This window comes from Serratia sp. CY33802, from assembly GCF_052169095.1.
Lineage (GTDB): Bacteria > Pseudomonadota > Gammaproteobacteria > Enterobacterales > Enterobacteriaceae > Serratia > Serratia bockelmannii.
This window is the reverse complement of the sequence record NZ_JBJNLL010000001.1, coordinates 776,930-796,277: the sequence shown is the minus strand read 5'-3', so window position 1 is coordinate 796,277 and position 19,348 is coordinate 776,930. Positions and strand designations below refer to the sequence as shown.

Here is a 19,348-nt window from a genome sequence, read left to right as displayed (position 1 = left end):
CACTCCTTAGTGATGAAAGAAGAAATTACTGTATCAGGATTTTTCTGGGGGACAAAGCGGCTTTTTCAGCGGCGGTTTAGGGTGGCGCCACACCATATCGTCTGCGACAGCTAAGATTTCCCCGAGCATTCAATAGCGGAGCAGCGTCACAAAAAATATTTTTTCACTCACTAAAATAAATCTCGCGTTCGTGAAGTATCACGCACAGGCATTTGAAACTGCGTGAGAAATGTTAGGCGTGCGTTTCTTTTTTTCTACCATAATGTATCTGAACCGCGGAAGTGACTGCCAAGACGGCGCGGAGAAACGACACACACCGCGTCTGGAGTTCAACGAGGAGGTAGCGAGTGGCAATAGCTATTATCATCGGCACACACGGGGCTGCAGCGGAACAACTGCTGAAAACGGCGGAGATGCTATTGGGCGAGCAGGACAACGTCGCCTTTATAGACTTCGTTCCCGGTGAGAATGCCGAAACGTTAATCGTCAAGTACAACGAAAAAATCAGTGGGTTGGATACCAGCGGCGGCGTGCTGTTCCTGGTGGATACCTGGGGCGGCAGCCCGTTCAACGCCGCCAGCCGCATTGCGGTCGACAAAGAACACTATGAGGTCGTCACCGGGGTCAACATCCCGATGCTGGTGGAAACCTTCATGGCGCGGGACGACAACCCCGCTTTCGATGAACTGGTGGCGCTGGCGTTGGAAACCGGCCGTGAAGGCGTGAAAGCGCTGAAAAAACCGCAGGAAGAACCCGCAAAACCCGCAGCACCCGTCGCCAAAGCCGCTGCCCCTCAGGCGCCGCTGGGGCCGAACGACCACATGAAAATCGGCCTGGCGCGCATCGATGATCGCTTAATCCACGGCCAGGTCGCTACCCGCTGGACCAAAGAGACCAACGTCAGCCGCATTATCGTCGTCAGCGATGAAGTCGCCGCCGACCATGTGCGCAAGACCCTGCTGACCCAGGTTGCCCCGCCGGGCGTCACCGCCCACGTGGTGGACGTGGCGAAGGCCATCCGCGTCTGGAACAACCCGAAATACGCCAACGATCGCGTGATGCTGTTATTCACCAACCCGACTGACGTCTGGCGTTTGGTGGAAGGCGGCGTGGAGATTACATCCGTCAATATCGGCGGCATGGCGTTCCGCCAGGGGAAAACCCAGGTGAACAACGCCGTTTCCGTCGATGAAAAAGATATCGAAGCGTTTAAGAAACTGAACGATCGCGGTATCGAGCTGGAGGTGCGTAAGGTCTCGTCCGACAGCCGGCTAAAAATGATGGACCTGATTAACAAACTCAATTAGTGGCGCCAGCCGCTAATTATTTTACTCAGAGCTTTTTTGGTCATAGGAGAAGTGCAATGGAGATCACCACTCTTCAGATTGTGCTGATATTTATCGTTGCCTGTATCGCCGGGATGGGTTCCGTCCTCGACGAGTTCCAGTTCCACCGTCCGCTGGTCGCCTGTACCCTGATCGGCTTCATTCTCGGCGATATGAAAACCGGCATCATCATCGGCGGTACGCTGGAAATGATCGCCCTGGGCTGGATGAACATCGGTGCGGCCGTCGCGCCGGATGCTGCCCTGGCGTCCATCATCTCGACCATTCTGGTCATCGCCGGCGGGCAAAGCGTCGGCGCCGGTATCGCCCTGGCCATTCCGCTGGCGGCGGCCGGCCAGGTGTTGACCATCATCGTGCGTACCCTCACCGTGGCGTTCCAGCACGCAGCAGACAGCGCGGCGGAGCGCGGCAGCCTGCGCGCCATTAGCTGGATCCATGTCGGTGCCCTGCTGCTGCAGGCGATGCGTATCGCCATCCCGGCGGTCATTGTCGCCATCTCGGTCGGCACCGCCGGGGTACACGCCTTGCTCAACTCGATCCCGGAAGTGGTCACCAGTGGCCTGAACATCGCCGGCGGCATGATCGTCGTGGTCGGTTACGCAATGGTGATTAACATGATGCGCGCCGGCTACCTGATGCCGTTCTTCTATCTCGGTTTCGTTACCGCCGCCTTCACCAACTTCAACCTGGTGGCGCTCGGCGTCATTGGCGTGGTGATGGCCGTGCTGTATATCCAGCTCAGCCCGAAATACAACAAGTCTCAAGTTGTACAGGCCGGCCCGGCTAACGCGAACGATCTCGATAACGAACTCGACTAGGAATAGGTGAGAGAAATGGTTGATACAACTGCTCAAAAGAAACTCACGCCGGCCGATATTCGCGGCGTATTCCTGCGTTCGAACCTGTTCCAGGGTTCATGGAACTTCGAACGCATGCAGGCGCTGGGTTTTTGCTTCTCGATGGTGCCGGTGATCCGCCGCCTGTATCCGGAAAACAATGACGATCGCAAACAGGCGATCAAGCGTCACCTGGAGTTCTTCAACACCCACCCTTACGTGGCGGCGCCGGTGCTCGGTGTGACCATGGCGATGGAAGAGCAACGCGCCAACGGCGCGCCGATCGATGACGCCGCAATCAACGGCATCAAGGTCGGTTTGATGGGGCCTTTAGCGGGCGTCGGTGACCCGATCTTCTGGGGCACCGTGCGACCGGTGTTCGCCGCGCTTGGGGCGGGCATCGCCATGAGCGGCAGCCTGCTTGGACCGATCCTGTTCTTCGTGCTGTTCAACCTGGTGCGCCTGCTGACCCGCTACTACGGCGTGGCCTACGGTTACCGTAAAGGGGTCGATATCGTCAACGACATGGGCGGCGGCTTCCTGCAGAAACTGACGGAAGGAGCGTCCATTCTCGGCCTGTTTGTCATGGGGGCGCTGGTCAACAAGTGGACGCACGTGAATATCCCGCTGGTGGTGTCCAAGATAACCGACCAGACCGGGCATACCAACGTCACCACGGTGCAGACCATCCTCGACCAGCTGATGCCGGGCCTGGTGCCGTTGCTGCTGACCTTCGCCTGTATGTGGCTGCTGCGCAAGAAAGTCAACGCGCTGTGGATCATCATCGGCTTCTTCGTCATCGGTATCTTTGGCTATTGGATTGGCCTGCTGGGCCTGTAATCGTTCGAAACGGCCGGGGGGCAACCCCCGGCTTTTTTATGGAGCAAGAGATGTCACTGACCGACGCCGTACTGATGCTGTTTATCGCCCTGCTGTTGCTGTATTCGCTGTACGACGAATTCGGCATGGATCTGCTGAAAGGTAAAACGCGGCTCAAAGTACCGCTTAAACGCCGCCACCGCCTCGACAGCCTGATTTTCGTCGGCCTGATCGCCATTCTGATTTACCGCAATGTCACCGACAACGGTGCGGTATTAACCACCTATCTGCTTATTTCTTTGGCGTTGCTCGCCATCTATATTTCTTATATTCGCGCTCCCAAGATGGTGTTTAAAGCGCACGGTTTTTTCTTCGCCAATGTGTTTGTCGAATATAACCGCATTAAAGCCATGAATTTATCGGAGGACGGCATTCTGGCCGTCGACCTGGAACAGCGCCGGCTGTTGGTTCAGGTGACCCACCTGGACGACCTGGAGAAGATTTACCACTTTTTTGTTGATAATCAATAAATAAAGAAAAATTAACGTTATTTTAGCTCAAACCTTGCGCTGCTTGTGGGCAATTAATCGGCAGCGCAATCTCCTTTCTGACTATTATTTCTGCAACATTGTTACCCCTGGCTACATTATATTCCCGCATGAAATTAGATTAATGAAAACGAGTCTCAATTAAGAACAAACATTGCCATAGAATAAGGTTGTCCGTGGCGGAAATAATATGATATGGTTGCGCCGTCATTGGGGAGTAGCCGGTTTCTGGAGAATAAAAAGCCAGAAACGCCCGTATCAACATACTCGTTTCGCCGTAAGAAACGTGGTGCGGGCAGCCAGGTAAGGTTGGCGAGACCATAGACACGTAACTCCGTCGTTTGGTTGGGGGTGGGTTACGTGTATATGGAGCCACCCGGCCGAGGCTATTTCACATGAACCTTTCAGCAACGCTTATTCTCGCTTTTGGCATGTCCATGGATGCTTTCGCCGCGTCGATCGGCAAAGGTGCCAGCTTGCATCAACCCCGTTTCCGCGAAGCGATCCGCACCGGCCTGATCTTCGGCGTGGTCGAAGCGATCACCCCGCTCATCGGTTGGGCCATCGGCCTGTTCGCCAGTCAATACATCATGGAATGGGACCACTGGGTCGCCTTCTCGCTGCTGTTCATTCTCGGCATGCGCATGATCGTCGAAGGGGTACGTAACAAGCCCGATGAAGAAGAGAAGGTCAAACGTCATGGTTTCTGGTTGCTGGTCGCCACCGCCATCGCCACCAGCCTCGACGCGATGGCCATCGGCGTCGGTCTGGCTTTCCTGCAGGTGAACATCGTGCATACCGCGATGGCCATCGGCTGCGCCACCATGATCATGGCGACGCTAGGCATGATGATCGGCCGCTTTATCGGCCCGCTGCTGGGCAAGCGCGCCGAAATCCTCGGCGGCGTGGTGCTGATCGGTATCGGCGTCAACATTCTGCTGGAGCACCTCGGCTACCTGGCCTGAAGCGCTCGCTTTGAAAAAAACCTGCCGCGGCAGGTTTTTTTGTTTTTGAGTTCAAGGCCCCTTAAGCGCGACGTCGGTACAACGCCAGCACGAAGTCCGTCTCGCACACAAACTCGCCGCTCTCGGCCAACCGCTGTTGCACCTCCGGCGTGGCGCGCCAGGCGAACGGCGTCATCTGCAGCAGATTGGCGGCCTGCGTGCCCGGTAGGGTCATCGTATAGGCCAGCGCCTCTTTGCGCTCGCAGTCGAATCCGGCGAACTGTTCATCCTGTTCGGCATGCAGCTGCACCTGCTGGTACACCTGCTCTTTCAGCTGGTACAGATGACGCGGGCCCGGCGACACCGTCAGCACCACGCCGCCCGGCTTCACTACCCGTGCCAGCTCCTCCGCCTTGCAAGGTGCATAAATGCGCAAGACCGCATCCAACGCCCCATCGGCGAACGGCAAACGGTGACTGGAAGCGACGCAGAACGAGACCGCCGGATAACGTTTAGCGGCGTAGCGGATCGCCACCTTGGCGACATCCAGCCCATTGACCGCCATATTGCGCTCCTGGGCCAGCCTGGCGGCCACCGCGGCAGTGTAATACCCTTCCCCACAGCCTATGTCCAACAACGCGCCAGCATCGGCCGCCAGCGCCAAATCCAGCCACTCGGCCACCTGCTCTTGCAACGGCTGATAATATCCACCGTCGAGAAACGCTCGCCGCGCCTGCATCATTTCCGCGCTGTCTCCCGGCTGCTTCGATCGCTTGTGCTGTACCGGCAGCAGATTGACGTAGCCCTCTTTGGCCTGATCGAACTGATGATTGCCGTCACAACGCCAGTGTTGTGATGAAAAATGCAGCGATTGATGACACAGGGGACATTGATAAGACATGAATGGGCTTCCAGAGAGACAGGGCGCGGCTAGTCTAAAGAAGGCGCCGGTTTGATGCAAGGCGCATCCCCACTCGCTTTCGCCGCCAACAACACCTGGCCAAGCGGGGAGAAAGCTGGCTACACTGAGAGTCTGTTTTCTCACGCAGGTGAACATAACTTATGAGCGATCGTTCCGCGCTGCTCGATGCGGTGCCTCACATTCAGCACGGCTTCGGCAGCAAACTCGCGCTGCTGCCAGGGCATCTACTGCCCTACAGCGCCACGCTGCCGGAAAAAAAGCAGGTACACGGCACCCGCATCGTCGACGTGCTGCAACCGGCGCAGGCGTGCGGCGAGGCCGATGGTTTTTATACTCGCCAGCCCGGCATTCTGATCAGCGTACTGACGGCGGACTGTCTGCCGGTGCTGTTCAGCCGCCGCGACGGTGGCGCTATCGCGGCGGTACACGCCGGCTGGCGCGGGTTACTGGACGGCATTCTGGAGCAGATGGCGTCCCGCATTCGCCAAGATGGCGACACCGCCGATTGGGTGGTGTCTATCGGCCCCGCCGCCGGCCCATGCTGCTACGAAGTCGATGAAGCGCTGGTGGAGAATTTTAAACAGCGCCTGCCGCTGCCCGCCACGCTGATCAGCCCGCATTACCGGCATCTGGATCTGGCCGCAATTGCCGAATACAAGCTGACGGCGCTCGGTTTCGCCGCCGTTGACCGCGCCGGCAGTTGCACCATCTGCACGCCGGACGTCGACCCGCAGCGGCCGCAGCGCTTCAAATACACCAGCTATCGCCGCAACAGCCATCGGCGCGCGCAGGATCCGACGCATCCGGGGATCAAAGGCCGCAACCAGTACGCAGGCATCGTCATCGCCGCCGGATGACGGAAACGAAAAAGCCCGCGCGAAGGCGGGCTTTTTGTACAGCTGACGCTGATTAGATAGCAGTAACGTTTACTGCAGATGGGCCTTTCTGGCCATCTTGGATTTCGAACTCAACGTTCTGGCCTTCAGCCAGGGTTTTGAAGCCGTTACCCTGGATTGCAGAGAAGTGTACGAACACGTCTTTGCTGCCGTCAGCCGGGGTGATGAAACCGAAACCTTTAGACTCGTTGAACCACTTAACTTGACCTTTGATCTTTGCCATCTTGAGTATTTCCTTTGGATTGTTTAAACCGCCCGTGGGCGTTACATAGACAAACTAGAGTCGTTACTGCTTGAGGCACTAAGATAAGGATCGGCAGAGAAGCGGTATTCAACGCTAACGTCTTTACTCAGAACTTCTTTACTGAAAATGCCACACATATACAGAACTGTACCTCGTTTTACCCAGATGCGTTATCACATACTCTGTATGCGATGGCAAGCCATTTTTAATCACTGAACGACATGTCGCACATATTTGAAACGGTCGAGAGCCACATTTGCTTAAATAGGCCAAAAGATGTTGAAGCATCGGCTATTTTCTGCTTGCTAAAACCACCGCACCAGACCCCGCATTCTGGTGGAGTTTTAACAAAACTTTCATCGTTTTGTCGCATGTCCGTCTCGTCATTTCCGCTTTTTTGCCGCTTATAGCGTTAAAAAATTTGAATCTTTATGGAATTTGATATGCAACATTTGAATATCGATGAACGGGGGCCAATTTATTCATCGCTGCTCCGACCCTTTACCGTCGAAAACGCATCATCATCAGCCCTCAGCCCTGCCGCCACACCGCGCGAGCAGGAGCAGCACACAGGCGGGCGATGATGTTACCGTCCTGCACAACGGTTGCATAAGCATGCAACGTCCAGACGCCTCTCCCGCTGGCCAGTGGCTTCATCCTAAATAATCCGAAAACCATGAGTCCGAATAGCCGGAATAATCTTATGAATAGCAAAAGTGTGGCGTTGAATTAAATCCTGAAGATCGGGTGGTTATTTGAATCACCACCCGCACTTATCAATTTTGCTAATTACTGCCGCGCTTTCAAACCGTTGCTCTTATTCTTTCCTCTGTACCGCAGGGCGAAGAGACCACGCTTGCTGAGAATCCTGCAACGCGATGCGCTCGCCAATCTTCAGCGGGTGGAATTGATGCTGTTCAAGCCCCGCCTCACTCAGCGCCAGATTCAACTGCTGCGGCGGTTCGTCCAGCGACTCATCCGCCAATTCGAATACCCCCCAATGGATGGGAATGGCGCGCGGCTGATTGAGTTGACGGTACAGCGTCACCGACTGCTGCGGATCCATATGCTGCTCCTGCATAAACCAGCGCGGTGCGTAGGCGCCGATGGGCAGCGCCGCCACGTCGAACGGCCCCAGCCGTTGACCAATCTCCGCCAGCCGTTCCGAATAACCGCTGTCGCCGGAAAAATAAAACCGCAGCCCCGGATGGTGGATCACCCATCCACACCACAGTGAGCGATTGCGATCCCACAGCGTGCGCATGCTCCAGTGCCGCGCCGGCGTGGCGTAGACCGTCAGCTCGCCCAACGGCAGACTCTGCCACCAGTCCAGCTCATGCACCTTCAGCCGATAACGGCGGAACCAGCGCTTCAAGCCGAGCGGCACGATGAACTCGGCCTGAGGGAAACGCCGCGCCAATTGCCGCACCGTGCGCCTGTCAAGGTGGTCATAATGGTTATGGGAGATCAGTATCGCATCCACCGCCGGCAGTTGCTCCACCGTCAGCGGCGGCGGCGTTCTGCGCTTCGGGCCGTAAAAGCTCAGTGGCGATGCACGTTCGGACAACACCGGATCGATCAGGATATAGCGCCCACTCAACCGCAGCAGCATCGAGGCATGCCCCAACCACCAGACGCTGTCGTCGCTGCCGCTGAGATCGGCAGGTTGCCACCAGCGTTCGGTAAATTGTGCGTAGCCCTGCTGCGGCGGCTTGGGCAATCCCTGGCGCTTGCGTTCATCTTGCCAACGTTGAAGGTCCCCCTCCTGACGCCGCGAAGGTTCCAGGTTGCGAAATCCCTCCGGCGTATGATGCGCCTTGGCCGCGTCGTAATAACGGTTGATTCTTTTCATCCAGCCTTTTCTCCCGACCACTGCGCCCTGCACGGGCATGACTTTCAGTGTAACAAACCCGATGAAGCTCGCACTTTGTCAGCCGTGCGCTGCATCTCGGGACCTTTTGCCGTATGCTGTTGTCTCACTCCGGTGAGACAGCCAGGGCCGCCAAGAGCCCGTTAAGACTCTCTTAAGATCTTTGTGATTGACTTGTAGGGCATACAGAAAAGGAGAAGTTATGAGTCGTTCTACATCCCGCAAATCAGGCTCAAGCCTGGGGCGCCGTATTCGCAGCGCGCTGCTGGCGCAGAAACAATACTGGAAAATGTATTTCGCCATGAAGCTGCGCCGCGTGCGCGTACCTGCACCGCTGGTGCTGCTGGGCGGTTCACTGCTCGGATTCTTCATGTTGACCCTGCTGATGCTCAGCGTGGTGGCCATCGACGTGATCAGTACTCTGCTGTTGCTGTGCCGGAAACTGCTGGGGCGGGGGCACGGAGAGGGGCGCGCCTTTATGCCGCGCGGCTAACGAGAAGAGAAGCGGAGGCGCGCCATACGCCTCCGCAGCACACAGATTAACGCTTGGCGTCTTTGCGGCGCGTCAGCATAAACCCGCACCACAGCACCGCAACCCACAGCGGCATCAAAAGCACCGAAATACGGATCCCTTCGCTGAAATACATAATCACCAGAATCAGGCCGAGGAAAGCCAGACACAGGTAGTTGCCGAACGGATACCACAGCGCCTTAAAGCTGGGAATGACGCCCTGGCGGTTCTTGGCAGCGCGGAATTTCAGGTGCGCCAGGCAGATCATCACCCAGTTGATGACCAACGTTGAAACCACCAGCGCCATCAGTAACTCGAACGCCTTACCGGGCATCAGGTAGTTAATCAGCACGCCGATCGAAGTAATCAACGCCGACAGCGCGATGGACAGCACCGGCACGCCGCGCTTGTTAACGCGCGTCAGCGCCTTCGGTGCATTGCCTTGGCTGGCCAGCCCAAACAGCATGCGGCTGTTGGCGTAGACACCGCTGTTGTAAACAGACAGCGCGGCGGTCAATACCACCACGTTGAGCACGGTTGCCACCAGATTGCTGTTCAGCGCATGGAAGATCAACACGAACGGGCTACCGCCCTCCACCACTTGCCCCCACGGATAGAGCGACAGCAGCACAGTCAGCGAGCCGATATAGAAGATCAGAATGCGGTACACCACCTGATTGGTGGCTTTAGGAATGCTGCGACGCGGATCGGCGGCCTCCGCCGCGGTGATGCCGACCATTTCCAGGCCGCCGAACGAGAACATGATCACCGCCATCGCCATCACCAGCCCCGAGAAGCCGTGCGGCATAAAGCCACCCTGCTGCCACAGGTTGGTGATGCTGGCCTGTGGCCCGCCGTTGCCGCTCGCCAACAGCCAGGCGCCGAACACGATCATGCCGACAATCGCCACCACCTTGATAATGGCGAACCAGAACTCGGTTTCGCCGTACAGGCGCACATTCACCAGGTTAATCAGGTTGATCAGCACGAAAAACAGCGCGGCGGAGGCCCAGGTGGGGATCTCCGGCCACCAGTACTGAATGTAGATGCCGACGGCGGTCAATTCCGCCATGCCGACCAGAATGAACATCGCCCAATAATTCCAACCGGAAAGAAAGCCGGCGAAGTCGCCCCAATACTTATAGGCAAAGTGGCTGAAAGATCCGGCGACCGGCTCCTCCACCACCATTTCGCCCAGTTGGCGCATGATCAAAAACGCGATAAAACCGCCGATGGCGTAGCCCAACAGCACGGCGGGGCCGGCCATCTTGATGGTTTGCGCAATGCCGAGAAATAAACCGGTGCCAATGGCGCCCCCGAGGGCAATAAGCTGTATATGTCTGTTTTTTAAGCCGCGTTTTAGCGGAGTATCCTGATGCTGACCGCCCATCTTATCCTCATATGGCGTACACCCTTGCCGTTATCGGCCAAGATTTCACCAATCAATAAATGTATCTGCGGGCGGCTTTTTAACACTTAACCCCGTGAGCATCAAGGAGAAGCGCCCCGAGACGGCGTAGCGGAGCGCGATTTTTTAACCGTGAGAAAGCGTGAAATGGCGGCGTTCAGCCAGGCATGCCGCACAGTTTGGTCAGGTTGCGCGCGCCTATCATCAGCGTGGCGACATAAGATTGGCGACGCGTGACCACTTCCACCGCCACGCGATCGTTTTGATATTTTATCAGGTAGGTCGAGGGCCACCCCTGACGACGCTGGCCAAAGCTTTCGGCATGACGATCGATCGCCGCATGGGCAATCACCAGATGAGACAAATTTTTATCACCTTTGATAATGCGCTTCATAAACAGCCTCCGCCAACGACAGCTCTGTTATTAGAAAAAGGAGAAACTCTTACCAATCACCGGTATTGTTCGACTCAGTTAGCCTGCCGGCTCATCAGGAAGCAGATCATCGCCGCGCGCAGCGGGCTGGCGCTGTCCGCCTGCCATTCACCGCCCTGGGTGCTCATGCGCGCCTGCCACTGCGGGCTGTCGCTTTGGTTGTCGGGGTTCAGACTGATTTTGTTGGCGCAAATGATCGGCCAGGCATCGGAGGGATTCTTGCAGTAATCTTTACCTTTCACACCACCGTAGGGATACCACTTGTCCGGGTTCTCTCCGGTCAGCAGCGCGATGCTGCGGTTCACTTCGGCATCGCTTTCTTCGTACCATTTAATCATCGGCTTCATCCATCTTTCGTAAGGTTCGCGCTACATTACGATGTCTGTAAGACAGTTTTATGACAGTGCCGCCGGTTTTCACATTATCTGAACTAATGTTTTGCTCCCTTTAACTTTTCTCCCCTTCTGCGTACACTTTTCCTCTGTTTAGCGCCCAGGAAACGCACGCATGTTGACCGGCCTCAACCACCTGACGCTCGCCGTCAGCGATCTCGATCGCAGCTTCGATTTTTATCGTCATCTGTTGGGGTTTACCCCTCACGCCCGCTGGCAAGGCGGCGCCTATCTGTCGTTGGGGGCGTTGTGGCTGTGTCTGTCATTGGATGAGGCCCGCATGCAACCACGGGAGCGTGATTACACCCATTACGCCTTCAGCGTCGCGCCGGAACACATTGAACGGGTCAGCGAGCGGCTGCGCCAGGCCGGCGTCGAAGAGTGGAAAAGCAATCGCAGCGAAGGCGAATCGCTCTACTTTCTCGATCCCGATGGGCATCAGTTGGAGATCCATGCCGGCGATCTGGCCAGCCGCCTGGCGGCATGCCGGGAAAAACCGTATCAGGGCATGGTGTTTTACTGAAACGCCCCGGCGACGCTGCCGCCGGCCGGAGCATCATGTTCAACGTTCGGGGATAAAACCTTTGAAATCCAGCGCGGGGCTGAGATCGTCGTCGTCAGCCGCAGCGGCGCCGTCAGCGCCTGCGCTGTGCGCCAAACGCTTCAACAGCGCCGTTTGCTGGCGTTGTTGCTCGGCAATTTCCTGCAGCAGGCGAATCTGCTCGTTGGCGCGCACACTGGCGCGGTTCACCAGGAACCAAACCCACAGCCCGGCCAACAATGCCACAACGGCGAGCGCCAGCGACAACAGGCCGTTCTGGCCAAAACCTAAATCGTACATGGACAACCCTATCTACTGCGAAATTCAGGCCGCCATCTTAGCACTCGCGGCGGCCGTGCGAACATCCCTACCGAAAATTGCTTACCAGGGCACGAAGCGGGTCACCGAACAGATGCCCAACGCAAAATTTCCACCGTCGTCGCAATAGCTATCCAGCGCCAGCAGGTAGAAAAACAGGCAGGCAGCGACGGCCGTCATTATCACGAGGATTTTTTTTCGCAACAAATTTAGCAGCCTCATTGTTATCTGGGTAATCTATCGCGCATGTTATCACAGCGAAGTTAAACGAAGTTTAACTTTCCGTTTAGATTTCTGGCTATTGCCCGGTTTTCAGACTGTTACCCTTGTCGTCGCGCGGCAGTCATGGCTAGATGAACCCTCAGGGATAATGAGGAAGCGCAATGAGCAAATTGATTAAGTGGGTACTGGTGCTAGCGGTCATTTACGGCGGTTTTTTGATCTCGGGTTACGGCGTGCTGATCGGCAGCAACAAAAACGTTGGCGGGTTGGGATTGCAGTGCAAATACCTGACGGCGCGCAACGTGGCGATCGCCCAGTACGTGAATGGCGACAACGGTTTCATCGGCGTAGCCGACTGCCCGTTGTTCAAGAAAATCGAAACGGTGGTGGATTAACCGCCACCGCCCGACGCCGTCGCTTTGCGGCGGCCCCGCCTCAGCTGCGGGTGAATTTCATCTCGATCAGCGCAATCGCCTTGTCAATCGCTCGGCGTGTCACCGGATCGGCACCTGCCGGGTGCGTGGAGAAATCAATGCTTTTTAGCTGACCCGCCATCTTGTCGCGCACTTCGGTCGGCGCAATCACGTCGATAACGTCCAAAATCTGTTTGATGACCAGTTGGCAAGCGACCAGATCGGAAGCCAGTTCCTGCTCGTTGCTCAGCATGTCAGACATAATAACTTTCCCTCTTGATTCAAACGCCGCACAGAATAGCACGGCGTCCGCGCCATTGCCCGCTCTCCCCGTTTTTTTCCCCTTCTGCGCACCGCCGGGCAAAAGCCCGCGTCGGATTAGCCTATACTTGCAGCATGACGGTGGCAAAAACCACCCATAAGCCACAACCAACAGGAGAAAGTTATGGCGAATCACAATGTGAAATCCTGGGCGACAGTGCGTGAAACTTCGGTGGAAATCGCCGAAGCCATTTTTGAGCTGGCAGGGAACGACGAAGTGTTGGCGCAGAAAATCTGGGAAGAAGGCAGCGATGAAGCACTGGAGAAGGCCTTTGCCAAAACCACCGCCGACCAGCTTTATTGGGGAGAGGAAACCGTCGAGCGGAAAAACGTTTGAGCGCCCGCGCAACAAAAAGCCCGGGTTTCTGACCCAGGCTTTCCCGATTAGCGAACGCCCCGCTCAGCGGCGTGCAATGTCTCTTGCTCTCACGGCTCTTCACCTCCCACACTTTCCGCATTTTTCATGCTCATCACCGGCATCGCCATAAAAGCGCCGACGCCCACGATTACAACCAGAGTAATAATCACTGTCATTAACATGCGATCACCCCATCAACGTTGAGTTGTTACGGCTGACTCTGTTTTGGCGGTTACTTGCTGTGGCCTTCTTTCCGTCCCCCACCGCGGCGGCGACAGTCTCAGATTAGCCGTTTTTCCTTTCTGCTGACAAGCGGCGGTTCAACGGTTTTTCCGAATAATCCCCCCCGGTCATCGGTGGCGTTTTTGTCCACGGCGGCAAGTTGTGTATACTTCACCGCTATGTAGGTCTCACACTGACGCACTGATGATACAAGAACACCACCTCTCATTGGTCTGCGCCCTCAGCAAATGGGTCGAAACTCACCTCGGACGAGTGATCCATCTCGAAGAGTTGGCCGAGTACTCCGGCTACTCGCTGTGGCACATGCAGAAGCTGTTCAAAGAAGCGACAGGGATTTCGCTCGGCAAATACATTCGCGAACGCCGTCTGGCCGGCGCGGTCTATCAACTGCGCAGCAGTGAAGCGTCGATCTTCGATATCGCCCTGGACTTTGGCTTCGGTTCACAGTCCCACTTCACCTACATGTTCAGAAAGCGTTTTAATATCACGCCCTATGATTTTCGCCAGGATTTGAGCGTCGATCTGCACATCGATCCGCCGCTGCACGTCATTCATCAAAAATCCGCCTGAAGCCCGCCGTAAACCGGCGGGTTAACGCGTCCCCCAGACCGCCAGTATCGCGATCGCGGCCGGCAGAGCCTGCACCCAGAGAATTTTACAGCTGGCGCTCAGGCCGCCGAATACGCCGGCCGCCAGCACACACCCGAGAAAAAACAGCTGCAGCGCCATATCCTCACGCCAGTAGCTCCATGCCAACCCCAACGCCAGAAAGCCGTTGTACAACCCCTGATTGGCGGCCAACACCCGCGTGGCTGCAGCGAACTCCGCCGTCGTGCCAAATGCGCGTCTGCCGAGTGGCGTACGCCACAGGAACATTTCCAACACCAGGATATAAAGATGGAGCGCTGCGATGAGCAGCAACAAAATATCGGCAAAGAGCTTCATGATGATCCCTGTCGTTTATTGAAGATGTCGTCAATTATAAACGCCGCCTCTCACCTCCCCATCGATAGAGATAAAAAAACCCGCCGAAGCGGGTTTATGCAGGAGTCATTTTTTGAGGTTAGTTTAATACGGCGACCAACAATGCCGCGACAGAGACCCAAAACAACGCCGTGGCAACCACGACATGGGACAGTCTTGCACGATAGAGTACCTGGCTCATAATGACCTCACTGACATCTGACTAACGGGAGACAACCTGACTTCCTGAGGATTATCCTAAACTTCTTCTCGTTGTCATTATATGCGCCAGATCACTTTTCCGCCGAGAAACCTTATATTGTCCTAAAGCTGGAGCCGCGATCACATTAATTACGTCTTATTAGAGCGAAATAAGCCGAATAACCGCGGCGATTATATCCTAACGCTATCAAACATCGCTCCAGGGCAGGCGTGGCGCGGTCATGCGCTCACCAGAATAACCGTCAACCGCCGGGAAACGCGGCGCCTCTTGCTCCCAATCATGCTGAGCCTGAGTAATTTCAGCTTTGGTATGGCCAACGAAATTCCACCAGATAAGGATCTCTTCGTTTAGTGGCACTCCACCGATTAATAATCCCCGGCTGCCCTTCCGTGCATTTAACCCAATAGAGTTATTCTTCATGCCCAAATAGGCAAACTCATCAGGTGAAAAAGTTTCACCATTAAGTTCAAATGCACCAATAAGGGGCAAAAAGCCGATTTCATAATCATCGCGCAGCGGCAATTCTATCCTCGCCGCTTCCTGCCACTCCATATCAATGGCAATTAGTGGCGAGAAAGTAAACACCGGTGAACGATAAGCGCCAAATTCCCCGACCAACAAACGGTGATTCACGCCGTTATTCTGCCATTGTGGCAAGTCCGGATAGTGATCGAAACGTGGCGCCATGTCGGCATGTTCGGCCGGCAGCGCGATCCATAATTGTGCGGCATGCAATCGCCGCTGCTCGCCCACCGACTGTTCCGTATGCGCAATGCCACGCCCTGCGGTCATCAGATTAACCTGCCCTGGGCGAATCACTTGCTCACTGCCGAGGCTGTCACGGTGCAGCACTTCACCCTCTATCATCCAGGTGAACGTTTGCAGCCCGATGTGCGGATGCGGCCCCACATCCATGCCGGGCGAGGTGCCGTTGAATACCGTCGGTCCAGCGTGATCGAGAAAACACCAGGCGCCGACGGTGCGCCGCTCCCGAGTTGGCAACGCACGATTGATCGGGATACCTCCCACTTCGGCATTACGCACGGCAATACGTTGTATCTGGCGCACGCCGTCAACGACAGGGCATTCGCGTGAAGATGAAGAGAGCGTAGGACGTGACTGACTCATCGCAAAGACCTCCTGAATGGCGCCGATTCGCCAAGGGTACCCCCAATCTTAACACAGGGTAGCCCCCACAGAGCGGCGACGCTCAGCGCGTTCGCGCGATTCAGGACGCTTTGATATAGCAGCTCTTGATGTCTATATCGTCATGCGCGTGCCTGAGATCGGAGAAATAGGTCACGCCAAAGAGAATTGATACCACCAGCAGCACGGACACCAACAGGCCGATGATCGCCAGCAGTTTGGTTTCATCATGGAGATTAGGCTCCATTTTATCTCCCCTAGTTAATCGCGTCAGGTCACCCACAGCGTGACCGCCAGCGTAAAGATAATCAGTGAGCAGGACGCCACCGCCAACACGACGATCGCAAATTGCGCATCACCCAAGGTTTCTCGATAATTTTTATCCGTTGAGGCGTTACGCTGTTGTTTCACTAAATCGGTTTTCACTCGTTCAACTGCTGCATTGCTGTTTGACGGGGCAAAATATCCCCTCAGAATAAGGCACGCACGTTGGCGCCTTGGTCGTTCCGGCCTCAACCGGGAGATGACGCTATCAATTTTCCCCATCAGGGTCAACACCGCCCCTGCCGGCGAGCGAGCAGGGACACAGGGGAGATGTAACTGGCATGGAGATCGCAGGGAAATAAGAGACGCCTATTGCAGAGGACAAAAAAAAGCCCGGTACGCAACCGGGCTATGGCAGACCTACGCGTTATTGCGGGATACGCAATACCTGCCCCGGATAAATCTTGTCCGGGCTCGACAGCATCGGCTTGTTGGCTTCAAAAATCTTGTTGTACAGATTGGCGTTGCCGTACATCTCTTTAGAGATCGCGCTCAGCGTATCGCCCTTCTTCACGGTATAGAAGCGGCTCTCGGCGTCGGGTTGCGTCACCGCCACCTTGTCTTCCACCCCGCTGATACCCGCCACGTTGCCGATAGCCACCAGGATCTTCTCTTTTAACTCCTGGCTGACGGCATCGCCGGTCACTACGGCTTTACCATCGACCACCTGCACATCGACTTTGTCGGTGCCCGGCAAGCCGCTCTTATCGAGATGCTCCTTGAGTTTGGCGCCTTGATCTTCGGCGGAGGCATTGCCGGTGACTGTGTCCCACAGTTTTTCTCCCGCTTCTTTGACGAAGTTAAACAAGCCCATATTCACTCCTTTTGATGGTTGCATTAATGCGTTTAAGTAAGGCTTGTTAAGCTTAGCATCGTCAAAAGGATATGCCATCCGCTCACGGCGCCAGAAACGGGTAGAGTATTCCGAAAGTGTCGTCAGCGGCGTTTCAACGGTGATTAATTGCGCAATGATGCTGAAAAATCGTGCTTTTTTACCTACACTGTTGCAGACAAGGCAACTCGACGAAGGAGGCGTGCAACGATGTACGCATTGGTGATGTTTGTCTGTTATCTGGATGGTGGCTGCAGTGAAATGGTGGTCGACATATTGCGCGACGAGCCACAATGCCTGGTCGCGATGAAGGAACAGAACTTGCGACACGCCGGTTGTTATCCCATGGAAGAGTTCATTGACGGCTTCTGGTTGCCAGCCAGCGAATATTCGGATTTTTAATTCCCTCCCCGCGCGATGCTGAGGAATTTCTGATTTCATCAGAAACTTCGCCTTCCTCCGAGGCATAAGGCCGCTGTTTTGCTAAATTGCGGCTCCCGAAGAAGAGAGAGACAGAGAAAGGTCATGCCAGCATCAGCTCATTCCAACGAGCAATATGAAACTCTGCTGCGCGACGTCAGCCTGGCGTTAGGCGACGCAGTGTTGCAGTTAATCAAAAACCATAAAAAAGTATCCGGCGGCAATATTCTTTCACAGCTGGTGACCGAAATAGAGCGGGAGCAGGATCAGCAACGTTTCGCCGCGCTGCGTTCCGCCATTGAGCTGGTCGGGTTGGCACCCAAAGGCTGAGTTCCCGATAAAACAAAGGCAGGGCTTGCGCCCTGCCTGAGGTTAATGACAAACCTGATGACATTACCAGGTTTACCGAAGACAACCTTTAAAATAAGGAAAATCAATTCATTGATTTTCGACTGCTCACCACAAAGGAGGAAAAACCACGCTTTTTCCTCCTTTGTCAGCAAGCTAAGGCAGGGCTTACGCCCTGCCTGATTACCACTCCCGACACAGGATGAAGGTAATGAAATTGCCGCTTAGAAGCGATACGTCAAGCTGACGGCAACGATATCATCGTTGGCCAGTTTCAGTTTGTTATTGTCGCTCAGCTGGTTGATTTGATAATCAACGTAGGTGTACATATTTTTGTTGAAGTAGTAAGTCGCCCCCACTTCCACATATTTCACCAGGTCGGCATCACCGATCCCTTCGATATCCTTGCCTTTGGACTGCACGTAGCCCAAGGAAGGGCGCAGGCCGTTTTCGAACTGATACTGGGCCACCACTTCGAAGTTTTGCGTTTTATTGGCGAAGCCGGAGGTGCCATTGACGCTGATCGGCGTCATGTTACGGGTTTCGGCATACATCGCGGCCAGGTAAACCTGGTTGGCGTCGTATTTCACTGCGGTGGTCCATGCAGTGGCGCTGTCGCCCTTACCATACTGCAGCTCTTTTTGCTTGCTGGTGCGGTTAGAATCAGAGAACGCCGCCGCTACGCCGATGCCGGAACCGCCGATGTCCTGGTAGTCCAGGGACAGGCCGTAACCGTCGCCGTTTTGCTTGGTCACGCTGCGACCGTCGCCGTCGTTTTTACCCTGATACTGCACCGCCAGATTCAGGCCTTCCACCAAACCGAAGAAATCACGGTTACGGTAGGTAGCCAAACCGTTGGAACGGGCGGTCATAAAGTTATCGGTATAGCTGTAGGAGTCGCCGCCGAATTCTGGCAGCATGTCGGTGTAAGCCTCGGCGTCATACACCACACCGTAATTACGGCCGTAGTCGAAAGAACCGTAGTTGCCGAATTTCAGCCCCGCGAAGCCCAGACGCGTTTTGGTGCCGGCGGTGCCCTGCGCTTCGTCGTGATTGGCCTGGACGTTGTATTCCCACTGACCGTAACCGGTCAACTGGTCATTGATTTGCGTTTCGCCTTTGAAGCCCAGGCGAACATAGGTCATATCGCCGTCATTGGACTTACTGTCGCTGAAATAATGCTTGGCGTTAACGCGGCCGTACAGGTCGAGTTTATTACCATCCTTATTGTAGATTTCAGCCGCGTTGGCGAAGGAGGTGATCGCCCCGAGGGCGACAGCTAAGGCTAATACACTGCGTTTCATCATTTATTTTCCTAGATATTATAATTAGAACCCTGCCCGTCACGCCCAATTTATAGTTTGGGCTGTGATTTTATCTTTTGGTATTTTATGAGCCCCCCTAATGTGGGGTGATGTGACATTAGCATCATGAATCAAAACTTAAAATCAAAAAGTTCATGAAACAACGAGGAGAAAGCATGTTTATTTGTAACTAAATATTTCCA

29 protein-coding genes and 1 riboswitch are annotated in these 19,348 nt (G+C 55.3%); of the genes, 13 read left to right on the top strand and 16 right to left on the bottom strand.

Annotated elements, in window-relative coordinates; translation table 11 throughout:
* The first annotated feature begins 347 nt into the window (after positions 1–347).
* From manX to mntP, 5 genes are all read left to right on the top strand, one after another.
* Positions 348–1,307: a PTS mannose transporter subunit IIAB gene (gene manX / locus ACJ8HA_RS03760; RefSeq protein ID WP_049203948.1), complete on the top strand. Its 960-nt coding sequence runs from the start codon at positions 348–350 to the stop codon at positions 1,305–1,307.
* A 56-nt stretch (positions 1,308–1,363) separates the two neighbouring features.
* Positions 1,364–2,164, top strand: a complete 801-nt coding sequence (locus tag ACJ8HA_RS03755; protein ID WP_015378156.1) for a PTS mannose/fructose/sorbose transporter subunit IIC — start codon at positions 1,364–1,366, stop codon at positions 2,162–2,164.
* Positions 2,165–2,179: 15 nt separating this feature from the next.
* The gene (locus tag ACJ8HA_RS03750) at positions 2,180–3,022 is read left to right on the top strand and encodes a PTS mannose transporter subunit IID (RefSeq protein WP_015378157.1); all 843 of its coding nucleotides are present in this window, start codon (positions 2,180–2,182) and stop codon (positions 3,020–3,022) included.
* A gap of 50 nt (positions 3,023–3,072) precedes the next feature.
* The gene (locus ACJ8HA_RS03745; RefSeq protein WP_025303160.1) at positions 3,073–3,531 is read left to right on the top strand and encodes a DUF986 family protein; all 459 of its coding nucleotides are present in this window, start codon (positions 3,073–3,075) and stop codon (positions 3,529–3,531) included.
* A 218-nt stretch (positions 3,532–3,749) separates the two neighbouring features.
* Positions 3,750–3,933: riboswitch (yybP-ykoY riboswitch) on the top strand.
* An 11-nt stretch (positions 3,934–3,944) separates the two neighbouring features.
* Positions 3,945–4,514 carry a manganese efflux pump MntP gene (gene mntP / locus ACJ8HA_RS03740; protein ID WP_025303161.1) on the top strand — a complete coding sequence of 190 codons (570 nt, stop codon included), beginning with the start codon at positions 3,945–3,947 and terminating at the stop codon, positions 4,512–4,514.
* Positions 4,515–4,575: 61 nt separating this feature from the next.
* Here mntP and rlmA read toward each other — a convergent pair whose 3' ends face one another.
* Positions 4,576–5,394, bottom strand: a complete 819-nt coding sequence (gene rlmA / locus ACJ8HA_RS03735) for a 23S rRNA (guanine(745)-N(1))-methyltransferase (protein WP_025303162.1) — start codon at positions 5,392–5,394, stop codon at positions 4,576–4,578.
* Between the two features lie 161 nt (positions 5,395–5,555).
* On the opposite strand from rlmA, the gene pgeF reads away from it, so the two are divergent.
* Entirely contained in the window at positions 5,556–6,272 is a 717-nt protein-coding gene (gene pgeF / locus ACJ8HA_RS03730) for a peptidoglycan editing factor PgeF (protein WP_025303163.1), read from the top strand.
* 52 nt (positions 6,273–6,324) lie between these two features.
* Here pgeF and cspE read toward each other — a convergent pair whose 3' ends face one another.
* From cspE to ACJ8HA_RS03715, 3 genes are all read right to left on the bottom strand, one after another.
* A complete protein-coding gene (gene cspE / locus ACJ8HA_RS03725; protein ID WP_002221949.1) occupies positions 6,325–6,534 on the bottom strand; it encodes a transcription antiterminator/RNA stability regulator CspE in 210 nt (69 codons plus the stop codon).
* 41 nt (positions 6,535–6,575) lie between these two features.
* The gene (locus ACJ8HA_RS03720; protein ID WP_002211058.1) at positions 6,576–6,692 is read right to left on the bottom strand and encodes a DUF2627 domain-containing protein; all 117 of its coding nucleotides are present in this window, start codon (positions 6,690–6,692) and stop codon (positions 6,576–6,578) included.
* Positions 6,693–7,372: 680 nt separating this feature from the next.
* A complete protein-coding gene (locus tag ACJ8HA_RS03715; protein WP_442515207.1) occupies positions 7,373–8,407 on the bottom strand; it encodes an MBL fold metallo-hydrolase in 1,035 nt (344 codons plus the stop codon).
* A 220-nt stretch (positions 8,408–8,627) separates the two neighbouring features.
* On the opposite strand from ACJ8HA_RS03715, the gene ACJ8HA_RS03710 reads away from it, so the two are divergent.
* Positions 8,628–8,918, top strand: coding sequence for a hypothetical protein (locus ACJ8HA_RS03710; protein ID WP_043143566.1), 291 nt, complete (start codon positions 8,628–8,630; stop codon positions 8,916–8,918).
* A gap of 46 nt (positions 8,919–8,964) precedes the next feature.
* On the opposite strand, the gene ACJ8HA_RS03705 is transcribed toward ACJ8HA_RS03710, so the two are convergent.
* From ACJ8HA_RS03705 to ACJ8HA_RS03695, 3 genes are all read right to left on the bottom strand, one after another.
* The gene (locus ACJ8HA_RS03705) at positions 8,965–10,326 is read right to left on the bottom strand and encodes an amino acid permease (RefSeq protein WP_043143564.1); all 1,362 of its coding nucleotides are present in this window, start codon (positions 10,324–10,326) and stop codon (positions 8,965–8,967) included.
* 175 nt (positions 10,327–10,501) lie between these two features.
* Positions 10,502–10,738: a DUF4060 family protein gene (locus ACJ8HA_RS03700; protein ID WP_025303167.1), complete on the bottom strand. Its 237-nt coding sequence runs from the start codon at positions 10,736–10,738 to the stop codon at positions 10,502–10,504.
* A 74-nt stretch (positions 10,739–10,812) separates the two neighbouring features.
* Positions 10,813–11,115: a phage protein NinX family protein gene (locus ACJ8HA_RS03695; protein WP_004927682.1), complete on the bottom strand. Its 303-nt coding sequence runs from the start codon at positions 11,113–11,115 to the stop codon at positions 10,813–10,815.
* Between the two features lie 169 nt (positions 11,116–11,284).
* On the opposite strand from ACJ8HA_RS03695, the gene fos reads away from it, so the two are divergent.
* A complete protein-coding gene (gene fos / locus ACJ8HA_RS03690) occupies positions 11,285–11,692 on the top strand; it encodes a fosfomycin resistance glutathione transferase (RefSeq protein WP_025303168.1) in 408 nt (135 codons plus the stop codon).
* Positions 11,693–11,731: 39 nt separating this feature from the next.
* On the opposite strand, the gene ACJ8HA_RS03685 is transcribed toward fos, so the two are convergent.
* The gene (locus ACJ8HA_RS03685) at positions 11,732–12,010 is read right to left on the bottom strand and encodes a YebO family protein (protein WP_025303169.1); all 279 of its coding nucleotides are present in this window, start codon (positions 12,008–12,010) and stop codon (positions 11,732–11,734) included.
* An 81-nt stretch (positions 12,011–12,091) separates the two neighbouring features.
* Entirely contained in the window at positions 12,092–12,250 is a 159-nt protein-coding gene (locus ACJ8HA_RS03680; protein ID WP_004927688.1) for a PhoP/PhoQ regulator MgrB, read from the bottom strand.
* 161 nt (positions 12,251–12,411) lie between these two features.
* Between ACJ8HA_RS03680 and ACJ8HA_RS03675 the strand changes: the two genes are divergently transcribed.
* On the top strand, positions 12,412–12,645 hold the full coding sequence (locus tag ACJ8HA_RS03675; RefSeq protein ID WP_004927690.1) for a YobH family protein: 234 nt from the start codon (positions 12,412–12,414) through the stop codon (positions 12,643–12,645).
* A gap of 40 nt (positions 12,646–12,685) precedes the next feature.
* Here ACJ8HA_RS03675 and ACJ8HA_RS03670 read toward each other — a convergent pair whose 3' ends face one another.
* Positions 12,686–12,925, bottom strand: a complete 240-nt coding sequence (locus ACJ8HA_RS03670) for a DUF2766 family protein (protein WP_025303170.1) — start codon at positions 12,923–12,925, stop codon at positions 12,686–12,688.
* A 183-nt stretch (positions 12,926–13,108) separates the two neighbouring features.
* Between ACJ8HA_RS03670 and ACJ8HA_RS03665 the strand changes: the two genes are divergently transcribed.
* Together ACJ8HA_RS03665 and ACJ8HA_RS03660 are read left to right on the top strand one after the other, a co-directional pair.
* Complete coding sequence (locus ACJ8HA_RS03665; protein ID WP_004927694.1) at positions 13,109–13,321, top strand: YccJ family protein; 213 nt, start codon at positions 13,109–13,111, stop codon at positions 13,319–13,321.
* Positions 13,322–13,768: 447 nt separating this feature from the next.
* Positions 13,769–14,155, top strand: coding sequence for a helix-turn-helix domain-containing protein (locus ACJ8HA_RS03660; RefSeq protein ID WP_004927697.1), 387 nt, complete (start codon positions 13,769–13,771; stop codon positions 14,153–14,155).
* Positions 14,156–14,176: 21 nt separating this feature from the next.
* Here the strand turns inward: ACJ8HA_RS03660 and ACJ8HA_RS03655 are convergent, their stop codons facing one another.
* The 5 genes from ACJ8HA_RS03655 to lysM all read right to left on the bottom strand — a co-directional run bounded on the left by ACJ8HA_RS03655 (position 14,177) and on the right by lysM (position 17,055).
* A complete protein-coding gene (locus ACJ8HA_RS03655) occupies positions 14,177–14,530 on the bottom strand; it encodes a DUF1304 domain-containing protein (protein ID WP_260514727.1) in 354 nt (117 codons plus the stop codon).
* Positions 14,531–14,957: 427 nt separating this feature from the next.
* Entirely contained in the window at positions 14,958–15,899 is a 942-nt protein-coding gene (locus tag ACJ8HA_RS03650; protein ID WP_025303173.1) for a pirin family protein, read from the bottom strand.
* Positions 15,900–15,999: 100 nt separating this feature from the next.
* Entirely contained in the window at positions 16,000–16,164 is a 165-nt protein-coding gene (locus ACJ8HA_RS03645; RefSeq protein WP_162837923.1) for a hypothetical protein, read from the bottom strand.
* 23 nt (positions 16,165–16,187) lie between these two features.
* Complete coding sequence (locus ACJ8HA_RS03640; RefSeq protein ID WP_016927390.1) at positions 16,188–16,343, bottom strand: hypothetical protein; 156 nt, start codon at positions 16,341–16,343, stop codon at positions 16,188–16,190.
* Positions 16,344–16,608: 265 nt separating this feature from the next.
* Positions 16,609–17,055, bottom strand: coding sequence for a peptidoglycan-binding protein LysM (gene lysM, locus ACJ8HA_RS03635; RefSeq protein ID WP_025303174.1), 447 nt, complete (start codon positions 17,053–17,055; stop codon positions 16,609–16,611).
* A gap of 228 nt (positions 17,056–17,283) precedes the next feature.
* Between lysM and ACJ8HA_RS03630 the strand changes: the two genes are divergently transcribed.
* Positions 17,284–17,475 carry a YebW family protein gene (locus ACJ8HA_RS03630; RefSeq protein WP_004934567.1) on the top strand — a complete coding sequence of 64 codons (192 nt, stop codon included), beginning with the start codon at positions 17,284–17,286 and terminating at the stop codon, positions 17,473–17,475.
* A 123-nt stretch (positions 17,476–17,598) separates the two neighbouring features.
* Complete coding sequence (locus ACJ8HA_RS03625) at positions 17,599–17,823, top strand: biofilm development regulator YmgB/AriR family protein (protein WP_016927388.1); 225 nt, start codon at positions 17,599–17,601, stop codon at positions 17,821–17,823.
* Positions 17,824–18,065: 242 nt separating this feature from the next.
* On the opposite strand, the gene ACJ8HA_RS03620 is transcribed toward ACJ8HA_RS03625, so the two are convergent.
* Positions 18,066–19,148 (bottom strand): porin, encoded by a 1,083-nt coding sequence (locus ACJ8HA_RS03620; protein WP_025303175.1) that lies wholly within the window; start codon positions 19,146–19,148, stop codon positions 18,066–18,068.
* Between the last annotated feature and the right edge of the window lie 200 nt (positions 19,149–19,348).

Excerpts from the sequence above, each read along its gene's own strand:
- ACJ8HA_RS03755 (WP_015378156.1), top strand. The coding sequence starts at position 1,364 with ATGGAGATCACCACTCTTCAGATTGTGCTGATATTTATCGTTGCCTGT.
- ACJ8HA_RS03750 (WP_015378157.1), top strand. The coding sequence starts at position 2,180 with ATGGTTGATACAACTGCTCAAAAGAAACTCACGCCGGCCGATATTCGC.
- ACJ8HA_RS03745 (WP_025303160.1), top strand. The coding sequence starts at position 3,073 with ATGTCACTGACCGACGCCGTACTGATGCTGTTTATCGCCCTGCTGTTG.
- mntP (WP_025303161.1), top strand. The coding sequence starts at position 3,945 with ATGAACCTTTCAGCAACGCTTATTCTCGCTTTTGGCATGTCCATGGAT.
- rlmA (WP_025303162.1), bottom strand. The coding sequence starts at position 5,394 with ATGTCTTATCAATGTCCCCTGTGTCATCAATCGCTGCATTTTTCATCA.
- pgeF (WP_025303163.1), top strand. The coding sequence starts at position 5,556 with ATGAGCGATCGTTCCGCGCTGCTCGATGCGGTGCCTCACATTCAGCAC.
- cspE (WP_002221949.1), bottom strand. The coding sequence starts at position 6,534 with ATGGCAAAGATCAAAGGTCAAGTTAAGTGGTTCAACGAGTCTAAAGGT.
- ACJ8HA_RS03720 (WP_002211058.1), bottom strand. The coding sequence starts at position 6,692 with ATGTGTGGCATTTTCAGTAAAGAAGTTCTGAGTAAAGACGTTAGCGTT.
- ACJ8HA_RS03715 (WP_442515207.1), bottom strand. The coding sequence starts at position 8,407 with ATGAAAAGAATCAACCGTTATTACGACGCGGCCAAGGCGCATCATACG.
- ACJ8HA_RS03710 (WP_043143566.1), top strand. The coding sequence starts at position 8,628 with ATGAGTCGTTCTACATCCCGCAAATCAGGCTCAAGCCTGGGGCGCCGT.
- ACJ8HA_RS03705 (WP_043143564.1), bottom strand. The coding sequence starts at position 10,326 with ATGGGCGGTCAGCATCAGGATACTCCGCTAAAACGCGGCTTAAAAAAC.
- ACJ8HA_RS03700 (WP_025303167.1), bottom strand. The coding sequence starts at position 10,738 with ATGAAGCGCATTATCAAAGGTGATAAAAATTTGTCTCATCTGGTGATT.
- ACJ8HA_RS03695 (WP_004927682.1), bottom strand. The coding sequence starts at position 11,115 with ATGATTAAATGGTACGAAGAAAGCGATGCCGAAGTGAACCGCAGCATC.
- fos (WP_025303168.1), top strand. The coding sequence starts at position 11,285 with ATGTTGACCGGCCTCAACCACCTGACGCTCGCCGTCAGCGATCTCGAT.
- ACJ8HA_RS03685 (WP_025303169.1), bottom strand. The coding sequence starts at position 12,010 with ATGTACGATTTAGGTTTTGGCCAGAACGGCCTGTTGTCGCTGGCGCTC.
- ACJ8HA_RS03680 (WP_004927688.1), bottom strand. The coding sequence starts at position 12,250 with ATGAGGCTGCTAAATTTGTTGCGAAAAAAAATCCTCGTGATAATGACG.
- ACJ8HA_RS03675 (WP_004927690.1), top strand. The coding sequence starts at position 12,412 with ATGAGCAAATTGATTAAGTGGGTACTGGTGCTAGCGGTCATTTACGGC.
- ACJ8HA_RS03670 (WP_025303170.1), bottom strand. The coding sequence starts at position 12,925 with ATGTCTGACATGCTGAGCAACGAGCAGGAACTGGCTTCCGATCTGGTC.
- ACJ8HA_RS03665 (WP_004927694.1), top strand. The coding sequence starts at position 13,109 with ATGGCGAATCACAATGTGAAATCCTGGGCGACAGTGCGTGAAACTTCG.
- ACJ8HA_RS03660 (WP_004927697.1), top strand. The coding sequence starts at position 13,769 with ATGATACAAGAACACCACCTCTCATTGGTCTGCGCCCTCAGCAAATGG.
- ACJ8HA_RS03655 (WP_260514727.1), bottom strand. The coding sequence starts at position 14,530 with ATGAAGCTCTTTGCCGATATTTTGTTGCTGCTCATCGCAGCGCTCCAT.
- ACJ8HA_RS03650 (WP_025303173.1), bottom strand. The coding sequence starts at position 15,899 with ATGAGTCAGTCACGTCCTACGCTCTCTTCATCTTCACGCGAATGCCCT.
- ACJ8HA_RS03645 (WP_162837923.1), bottom strand. The coding sequence starts at position 16,164 with ATGGAGCCTAATCTCCATGATGAAACCAAACTGCTGGCGATCATCGGC.
- lysM (WP_025303174.1), bottom strand. The coding sequence starts at position 17,055 with ATGGGCTTGTTTAACTTCGTCAAAGAAGCGGGAGAAAAACTGTGGGAC.
- ACJ8HA_RS03630 (WP_004934567.1), top strand. The coding sequence starts at position 17,284 with ATGTACGCATTGGTGATGTTTGTCTGTTATCTGGATGGTGGCTGCAGT.
- ACJ8HA_RS03625 (WP_016927388.1), top strand. The coding sequence starts at position 17,599 with ATGCCAGCATCAGCTCATTCCAACGAGCAATATGAAACTCTGCTGCGC.
- ACJ8HA_RS03620 (WP_025303175.1), bottom strand. The coding sequence starts at position 19,148 with ATGATGAAACGCAGTGTATTAGCCTTAGCTGTCGCCCTCGGGGCGATC.